The organism is Frankia sp. CoBUL1 (assembly GCF_978021245.1).
In genome coordinates this window covers 1-8,359 of the sequence record NZ_CDXDOS010000144.1, presented here as the reverse complement: position 1 = coordinate 8,359, position 8,359 = coordinate 1, and the positions used below count along the sequence as shown (strand labels likewise).

Here is an 8,359-nt window from a genome sequence, read left to right as displayed (position 1 = left end):
CCCGTCCTGATGCCCCCTCCTGGCGGGCGACGAGGTCGAACTGTTACCGGTACTCGCGGAAGTCCAGCCTCCGGCCATCGAATGGTTCGCGCTGGAAGGGCTGCACCTGACGAGCGGGAGTCTCAGCGCCTGGCGACGGCAGGTTCGATCATCTCCTCGGCCGGGCAGGACGTCCGGGCAGGATGACGGGGACGACGGGCTCCGGGGACCGCCGCGGTCGCTCCGCCTGGTGGCGGCCGACTCGGGGCAGGCCCGGGGAGCTGGTATGGGAACACCATCCGCACCGTTGCGCTGGACCACCCGATGCGTCATCGCGGGCGGTGGGCCGGCGGGGATGATGCTCGGTCTGTTGCTGGCCCGCGCAGGGGTGGACGTCATCGTGCTGGAAAAGCACGATGATTTCGCCCGTGACTTCCGCGGTGACACGATTCACCCGTCCACGATGGCAGTAATGGCGGAGCTGGGCCTGCTGACGGACTTCCTTCGCATCCCGCACACCCGGGCCGCCACGCTGGCTTTGGATATGGCGGGCCGGCGCCGGACCGTTGTGGACTTCCGGCACCTGCGGACGCCCTGCCCGTTCATCGCCCTGATGCCCCAATGGGACTTTCTCACGTTTCTGGCCGAGCGGGCCGGTGCCTATCCGACGTTCCGCCTGGCGATGAGCACCGAGGCGACCGACCTGGTCCGGGCGAATGGACGGGTCGTGGGCGTGCGCGCGGCCGGCCCTTTCGGGGAGGTCGAGATCCGGGCGGATCTGACGGTGGCCGCCGACGGCCGGCACTCGACCTTGCGGTCCCGTGCCGGCCTGCCGGTGCGGGAGCGCGGCGCTCCCTTCGACGTCCTCTGGTTCCGGCTGCCGAAAGACGTGGGTGACAGGTCCGCGAGCGGCCGCCGGGCGGCGAGGGACGGGAACGGGAACGAGGAGGGGAACGGGCGTGAGGAGGAGGGGAACGGGGACGGATTCACCCTGGCGCACCTCCGCAAGGGCCACGCCCTGATCACCTTGGATCGACGCGACTACTGGCAGTGCGGAATGGTGCTCCGGAAGGGGTCGGCGCAGCGGCAGCCAAGGACGGCCGGCGGGCTGGCGGCGTTCCGTGCGCAGATCACCACCGCGGCGCCGGCGCTGTCCGGTGCCGTTGACGACCTCACTGACTGGGACCAGGTGAAGACCCTGGTGGTGCAGGTCGACCGGCTTCGCCGATGGTTCCAGCCGGGTCTGCTCTGCATCGGCGACGCCGCCCACGCGATGTCCCCAGCGGGCGGCGTCGGGGTGAACTACGCCGTCCAGGACGCGGTGGCGACGGCGAACCTGATGGCCGTGACGCTGCGGGCCGGGCCGCCCGAGCCGGCCGAGCTGCGGCGGGTGCAGCGCCGGCGGACCTGGCCGGTCGTACTCATGCAGATGATCCAGGTCCGGCAGGGCGCCTTCCTGGTACGCCTGCTGGGTGACGACGAGCGGCCAGCGCACGGCGGCAGCCCGTCGCGCCAGGTCGCGCGTGCCCCCCTGACGGACGCGACGACGGACGCGACGACGAACGCAACGGCAAGGACGATGACGGGGGCGGTGCGGGCCGGGATGTCCAACCTGGTGACGGCCATGATGTCCCATGGGGTGACCGCCACGGCGGCGCCGCGGATCGGGCGGGTGCTCGGGCGGGTACTCGGCATCGGATTTCGGCCCGAACACGTCCGTACCCCCGACGTGTTCGCCGAGGATGCCGGATACACCAAGAATGCCGGATACGCCGAGGACGTCGAGCGGGCGAGATGAGCCCCCACGCCTCGCCGCCCGTCCGTCGCAGGCGGTGTCGCCTCAGCGGTTACCGAACAGACCGCCTAGGCCGCCACCGCCGAAACCGCCGCCTGGGCCGTGACCACTGTGACCGCCGTGACCGCCGTGCTGGTTGCCCTGGAACCCACCCTGACCGAGGCCGAACTGTCCGGCGAGACCGGCACCCGCGAGCGCGTTGTACGGCGGAAGTAGCTCGCAGGGCTGCACGATGACGAAGCCCTCGCCGGTGAACTGCATCTGCCAGCTCTCCCCGGTGTTCCCCCGGGGTCGCCACACGGCCGAGGACGTCACCGCCGCCTGCATCGAGACCTGCAGGCTCGATGACCAGCCGACGACCGCGTCGGCGTCCGCGAAGTAGTAGTTCTGATGCGTTACGTGCATGACCAGCGGCGCCCCGGACGTGCAGACAGCGACCCGGCCGTTGCCGCGCAGCTCGACCTGGTAGCTCCCGACACCGGCGATGCCGACCTGGCTGTCCACCCGCACCAGGTCCCAGGTCAGGTCGGCGTTGAAGGCGAGCACGTTCTTGCCGTCGACGGTGAGCCCGTCACCGACCAGGTCGAGGATGTGGATGTCCTGCGCCTGGTTGGCGAGGAAGACCGAACCCGATCCGGAGACCTGCATGAGGTTCAGGCCCTCGCCGCCGCTGAAGAAGCTGTGGAAACGCGAGCCCCAGCCCTCCCAGTGCGCGTCGAAGTTCGCGGCACCCTGGTAGGCGACCATCGCGCCCTTGCGGGCATAGAACTCCCGCATCCCGCGGGCGCCAAGCGTCGCCTTGAGCATCTTGCCGTTCTGCAGGGAGAACGGCCCGTCCGAGGGACGCTCCGGATTGTCCAGGAGACTGCTGCGGATGCCGCCTGCCGGCCCACCGGGACCACCGGGACCACCGGGGGGTGTCCCCTGGCCCGGCGGATAGCCCTGGCCCGGCGGATAGCCCGGACCACCGCCGGGATAGTTGCCCTGCGGACCACCCGGGTGGCCGCCGTACATCCCGCCCTGCGTCATGTCGCCGTCCCCGTCCTCTCCGCGGTGCGCTCCGCCGTCCGGCGCCGGTACCCGGCCGCCCGCCCCCACCGTGCCATCGCGGCCTCAGCCCCGCACCGAGAAGGTCGGCCGCTCGTCCTCGCTCGGTTGCACGACGACGAACCCCTGGCCGGAAAAGCCGAGCTGGAACGCCTCCCCGGAGCCGCGCCCGATGAGCCCGCCGAGCCGGGCGGTGCGCCAGGGCTCGACGCGCAGCCCATCGGTGTAGGCGACGAGGGCGTCGGTGTCGACGTAGGTCGACGCCTCCCGGGTGTCGAGCACGATCGGACTGCCCTTGGCGGTCAGCGCCACCCAGCCGTGCCCACGCACCACCACGTTGAACATCCCCATTCCGGACAGCATGGTGATGCCGCGGACCCGCTCGATGCTCCACTGCAGCCCGGCGTCGAAGGCCAGGATGTTCTTGCCGTTGACCGAGAGTCCCTCGCCGGCAAGCTGCGCGACGATGACCTCCTTGCCGTAGTCCGCGAGGTACAGCAGCCCCTGGCCGGTCGCCGTCATGAGCGGAACGCCCTCACCCGTCGCCCAGGAGGAGGCGATCCGGCCGAGCTGTGGCGGCTGCGGATTGAAGTCGATCAACCCCTCGTAGGCGATCATTGACCCGACCCGGGCGAAGAGATCCTGGCCCGGGTTCATGACCACCTTGGCGATCTTCGAGCCGTGCCTGCTCATCCGTTCCATGATCGGAGTTGGTCCGTAGTGCTGGATCAGGCTGCCCTGCACGGCCCGCTCCTCTCCCCCGGCGGTCCTCCCGGATGGTCGACACGCCTCAGACCTCGTACGGCTGGACGACGATGAAGTGCCCCGCGAACCCCATGAACTGCAGAGCCAGTGCCTCGCCGCTACCGCCGGCATAGATCTGCCGGGAGATCCGGACCTGAGTCGACAAGCTGACCCGCATGCCGGTGGTCCAGGCGACAAGGGCGTTCATGTCCGCGAAGGTCGGGCCCTGCACGGTGAGGGTCATCGGGGACCCCTTGGTCATGACGACCACCGAACCCGGCCCGGAGACCTCGAAGTGGAAGAACCCCCCGCCGGGGATGCCGGGGCTCTCGATCCGACGCACCTCGGTGCGCACGGTGGCGTCCATCGCCAGCAGGTTCTTCGCGTTGACGCAGAGGGAGGAGCTGCCGAGCTCGACGATGTGCAGGTCCGCGGCGTCCTGGGCAAGGAAGACCTCACCCGAGCCCTTGCAGGTCATCAGCTTGAGGCTCTGGCCGGTCAGCTTGCCCTCGATGAGACCGCGCAGCCCGCCGCTCTTGTAGTCGAACTCGACGCTGCCCTGGTAGGCGACCATCGACCCGCGCAGCGCCAACGCGTCCGGACCGAGGGTGACCTTGACCAGCTTGCCGTTCTGCTGGGTCCACCGACCGGCGGTCGGCACCTCACGGTAGGGATCCAGGCTGTTCATCGCCCCGGGCAGGGTGGGTCGCGCCTGCGACGGCAGGATCTCGGGTCCGCCGAACGCGCCGGTCAGCGGCATCCCACCCGGCATGCCGGTGGCGGGCATCCCACCCGCGAAGCCCATGGGCGGCGGCGGTGCGGCGAGCGGAGCGCCGAACCCGGGGGCGGGGGCCGGCTGCGGCGCCTCGTCGGCGACCTCACCGCCGTAAGAGCGGATGAGCTCGGCCAGTCCCCCCTGGAACCCCTGGCCCACGGCGGCGATCCGCCACACGCCCTTGCGGTAGATGTCGGCGATCATCACGGCGCGCTCGCTGGTGAAGTCGGCGCCGGTGAAGGAGTAGCGCAGCACCTCGGTTCCCGCGACGACGATCCGCAGGTACCCCGACGAGATCGCCGAGGCGCTACCGGCACCGTCGAGGGCGGCGCAGAACGACAGCCGGCCGATCGAGGCGGGCACCTGGTCGAGGGTGACCCGGAACGCCTGACTGTCGCCGGCCTGCGGCCCGAGGAGCTGGATGGACTTCTCCGGCGACGCCGGCTGGTTGAAGAAGACGAAGTAGCGGTCGTCGGTGAGGCGATCGGCGCCGTCCAGGCCGAAGCAGGAGATGTCCCACTCCCCCGGCGCATTGATCTGGATCCCGACGTACAGGTCGGTGCCCGGGGTGATCGTCGACAGCTGCGCCTTCTGCCCTCGACTGAACTGGGTGACCAACACGCTCCCTCCACCTGGCATTCCGTGCCGGACCGGCGCAACCATGACCTACCGGCGTTACCGCGCCCAACCGGCCAGCCGGCACCCGCCCGCATCCGCACGAACCGGACTGCCGGCAACCTAGCAGCTGCCGGAGAGTACAGCCGAACACGCCGGCGCCGGGAACGCTGTCGATCCCCGGACAAGACGATTCGCGGACAAGACGATTCGACGACGACACCGGCATCGGAGCGGCTACCGGTGAGGCTCCTCTCGCGCTCCGACATGGTCGGGCGTTCACTGGACAGATGCGCTACGTCGATGGCATCACGACAGCCAGCGGTAGGAAGATATCCAAGATCGGCCTCGGAACCTGGCAGTTCGGGTCCAGGGAGTGGGGGTACGGGGCGGGCTACGCCGACACCGAGGCCGGGCGCATCGTGCGCCGGGCCCTCGAACTCGGGGTGACGCTGTTCGACTCCGCCGAGATCTACGGGATGGGACGCAGCGAACGCATCCTCGGCTCGGCGCTGGCCGGGATCCCGGACGCGCTGGACCGGGCGTACGTGGCGACGAAGGTGTTCCCCGTGCTCCCGCTGGCTCCGATCGTCGAGCAGCGGGCGGTCGCGAGCGCGAACCGGCTCGGGGTGCACCGCATCGACCTGTATCAGGTCCACCAGCCCAATCCGGTGATCAGGGACGGCCAGACGATGCGCGGGATGGCGGCGCTGCGCGCCGTCGGCCTCGTCGGGGACGTCGGGGTCAGCAACTACTCGCTGACCCGCTGGCAGGACGCCGAGGCGGCGCTCGGCGCGCCCATCCTGTCCAACCAGGTCGAGTACAGCCTGGTTCGGCGCAGGCGGGGCGAGGAGCTGCTGGCGTTCGCAGCCCGGGAGTCCCGGATCGTGATCGCCTGGAGCCCGCTGAGCCAGGGGCTGCTCTCGGGCCGCTACGACGTCACGAACCGCCCGACCGGGCGGATCCGCGCGATAAACCCGCTGTTCCTCACCGAGAACCTGGCCCGCGCCACCCCGCTGCTCGACGTCCTACGCGAGGTCGCCGCCACGCACGACGCCACCCCCGCCCAGATCGCGCTGGCCTGGGCGATCCATCATCCGTCGGTCGTCGCGATCCCGGGGGCGTCCAGCGTCGCCCAGGTGGAGAACAACGCCGCCGCGGCCGACATCACGCTCACCGAGGACGAGTACGGCACGTTGACCGCCGCCGCGCAACGCTTCGAACCGCTCGCCGGCACGTCGGCCTTCGCCGCACTGGCCACGGAACGGCTCCACCGCTGACCACTGTCCGGCCGGTCCGAGGCGTCCGGTCAGTCCGAGGCGTCGTAGGTGGTCACGTCGTCGGAGGAGATGATGTGGAACGGCGGGCACACCCCGGTCGAGTGGTGGGCCGCGGCCTCCAGCGCCATCCGGACCCGCTGTTTCGGGTCGAGGCCCCGGGTGCTGTGCAGCGAGCCGCAGGCGTACTCGTCGCCGCTGCCGACCGCATAGTAGTTGTCCGCGCTGCGGCCGATCTGGTAGTCCGAGTCGATTCGGTAGAGGTGTCCGCGGAGGCCGACCAGGAACAGCCCGCCGCTCTCGTTGCCGGAGTCGTTGCGGGCGAAGCCGCCGTCGCGCAGGCAGTCCCGGACCACCGCGATGAAGTCCGTCGCCATGAACCGATCGAGATCCCAGTCCTGCGGGACCGGGGGCACCAGGCTGTAGCGGAGCAGCTGGCCCATCCGGAACGAATCAGTGAACCCCATAATGAACTCACTGTTACGAAACACCTTGGTATCCGCACGGACAGCGATAGACCAGCCAGCGACACCGGCGCTGTCCCCACCGATCACGACCCGGCCGTCCTGCTGTACCCCGACGATGCAGGTCACGAAGCGGAATGGTACCGGTTCGCCCCGAAGCCGGACGCCGTACCCCATCCGCGCCACCAGCCCGTTGACACGCTCCGCCCGCTGTCACCCGCCCCGCCCGCTGTCACCCTGCCGACCCGGGAGCCGTTCCGGCGGTCCGGTCGTCAGGCGGATGTGAGAACGTGTCCTGCGCACACACGAGAACGGAAGCGGAGGACGGGCACCCCATGGGGATGAAGCGGTTCATGTCGCGGCTCGGTGTGGGCGGGGCCGAGGTCGAGACCGTGCTGGACCGTCCGGAAACCCTGCCGGGCCAGGTCGTGACCGGTCTGACCACCGTCACCGGCGGCAAGGTCGAGCAGAAGATCGAGAAGGTCCTCGTCGCGCTCGAGGCGACCGTCGAGGTCGAGACCGACGACTCGACCTGGCACGAGCAGGTCACCTTCGGTACCCAGCAGATCGGTGGCGGCTTCACTATCCACCCGGAGCAGCAGATCAGCGGCCGCTTCGAGCCGCCCGTGCCGTGGCAGACCCCGATCACCGACATCGGCGGGTGGCATCTGCACGGGATGAAGATCGGGGTGCGGACCAAGCTGGCCATCCCCGGGGCGGTGGACCCGGGTGACCTCGACGCGGTGAACGTGCACCCGCTGCCCGTCCAGGAGGCGGTGCTCGCCGCCCTCGGTGACCTCGGCTTCCACTTCAAGTCCGCCGACGTCGAGAAGGGCCGCCTACACGGCTCCGACCTGCCCTTCTACCAGGAGATCGAGCTGAAGCCGTCGGGCGAGTACGCCCGGCGCATCTCCGAACTGGAGGTCACCTTCCTCGTCGACGGCTCCGGGGTGGACGTCGTCCTGGAGGCCGACCGCCGCGGTGGGCTGCTGTCCTCCGGTGGCGACGAGCTCAGCCGGTTCCGGCTTGGCCACCACGACACCGACCGGCACCAGCTCGCCGGGCTGCTCCACCAGCAGCTGGAGCACCTGGGCCGCCGCCGCGGCTGGTTCTGAGCGCTCTACCCGTCCGGGGGACGTCGGCTCACCTGGTGAAGCTGCAAGAATACGGTATGTGAAGATCGAGGAGCTGGAGGCGGATCGTACCTGGCTGGCGTTCGACCCCATGCGGCAGCTTCGGCCGCATCTGACCTCCACCGGGTTCGTCAAGCTCGTCAACGAGGTCCAGCGCCCCGAGGGCTACCGCCTGGTCGCGTCGTGGGACGGGGAGCTGGGACGGGTGGTCGCGGCGGTCGGCTTCCGGCAGGTGACCTCGCTTGCCTACGGGCGGCATCTGGTCATCGACGATCTGTCCACGATCCTGGCTGCGCGGGGGCGGGGGCACGCCACCCGGCTGCTCGCCTGGAGTGAACGGGAGGCGCGCCGGCTCGGCTGCGAACATATCCATCTCGACGCCGGCACCCACCGCTACGAGGCGCACCGGCTCTACCTGCGAACCGGCTTCACGATCGCGGCCTTCCACTTCACCCGCCGACTCTGAGGTCCCTCCGCAGTCCCTCCCCCGGCCGTCAGCCGCCCGGCGGTCGGGGGACAGGGGACAGGGG

8 protein-coding genes are annotated in these 8,359 nt (G+C 70.2%); 4 read left to right on the top strand and 4 right to left on the bottom strand.

Annotated features, from left to right (window positions below; translation table 11 throughout):
- Positions 1 to 265 precede the first annotated feature (265 nt).
- The gene (locus AC08OX_RS11630) at positions 266 to 1,777 is read left to right on the top strand and encodes an FAD-dependent oxidoreductase (protein WP_476607831.1); all 1,512 of its coding nucleotides are present in this window, start codon (positions 266 to 268) and stop codon (positions 1,775 to 1,777) included.
- Between the two features lie 42 nt (positions 1,778 to 1,819).
- On the opposite strand, the gene AC08OX_RS11625 is transcribed toward AC08OX_RS11630, so the two are convergent.
- The 3 genes from AC08OX_RS11625 to AC08OX_RS11615 form a co-directional block, all read right to left on the bottom strand.
- Positions 1,820 to 2,803 (bottom strand): AIM24 family protein, encoded by a 984-nt coding sequence (locus AC08OX_RS11625; RefSeq protein WP_476607830.1) that lies wholly within the window; start codon positions 2,801 to 2,803, stop codon positions 1,820 to 1,822.
- Between the two features lie 84 nt (positions 2,804 to 2,887).
- Positions 2,888 to 3,565, bottom strand: coding sequence for an AIM24 family protein (locus tag AC08OX_RS11620; RefSeq protein WP_476607829.1), 678 nt, complete (start codon positions 3,563 to 3,565; stop codon positions 2,888 to 2,890).
- Between the two features lie 46 nt (positions 3,566 to 3,611).
- Complete coding sequence (locus AC08OX_RS11615; protein WP_476607832.1) at positions 3,612 to 4,958, bottom strand: TerD family protein; 1,347 nt, start codon at positions 4,956 to 4,958, stop codon at positions 3,612 to 3,614.
- A gap of 287 nt (positions 4,959 to 5,245) precedes the next feature.
- Between AC08OX_RS11615 and AC08OX_RS11610 the strand changes: the two genes are divergently transcribed.
- Positions 5,246 to 6,235 carry an aldo/keto reductase gene (locus tag AC08OX_RS11610; protein ID WP_476607828.1) on the top strand — a complete coding sequence of 330 codons (990 nt, stop codon included), beginning with the start codon at positions 5,246 to 5,248 and terminating at the stop codon, positions 6,233 to 6,235.
- A 29-nt stretch (positions 6,236 to 6,264) separates the two neighbouring features.
- Here AC08OX_RS11610 and AC08OX_RS11605 read toward each other — a convergent pair whose 3' ends face one another.
- Positions 6,265 to 6,825: an Ntn hydrolase family protein gene (locus AC08OX_RS11605; RefSeq protein WP_476607827.1), complete on the bottom strand. Its 561-nt coding sequence runs from the start codon at positions 6,823 to 6,825 to the stop codon at positions 6,265 to 6,267.
- Between the two features lie 206 nt (positions 6,826 to 7,031).
- On the opposite strand from AC08OX_RS11605, the gene AC08OX_RS11600 reads away from it, so the two are divergent.
- Together AC08OX_RS11600 and AC08OX_RS11595 are read left to right on the top strand one after the other, a co-directional pair.
- A complete protein-coding gene (locus tag AC08OX_RS11600) occupies positions 7,032 to 7,811 on the top strand; it encodes a sporulation protein (protein ID WP_476607826.1) in 780 nt (259 codons plus the stop codon).
- A 58-nt stretch (positions 7,812 to 7,869) separates the two neighbouring features.
- Positions 7,870 to 8,295 carry a GNAT family N-acetyltransferase gene (locus tag AC08OX_RS11595; RefSeq protein ID WP_011437295.1) on the top strand — a complete coding sequence of 142 codons (426 nt, stop codon included), beginning with the start codon at positions 7,870 to 7,872 and terminating at the stop codon, positions 8,293 to 8,295.
- The last annotated feature ends 64 nt before the right edge of the window (positions 8,296 to 8,359 follow it).

Excerpts from the sequence above, each read along its gene's own strand:
- AC08OX_RS11630 (WP_476607831.1), top strand. The coding sequence starts at position 266 with ATGGGAACACCATCCGCACCGTTGCGCTGGACCACCCGATGCGTCATC.
- AC08OX_RS11625 (WP_476607830.1), bottom strand. The coding sequence starts at position 2,803 with ATGACGCAGGGCGGGATGTACGGCGGCCACCCGGGTGGTCCGCAGGGC.
- AC08OX_RS11610 (WP_476607828.1), top strand. The coding sequence starts at position 5,246 with ATGCGCTACGTCGATGGCATCACGACAGCCAGCGGTAGGAAGATATCC.
- AC08OX_RS11600 (WP_476607826.1), top strand. The coding sequence starts at position 7,032 with ATGGGGATGAAGCGGTTCATGTCGCGGCTCGGTGTGGGCGGGGCCGAG.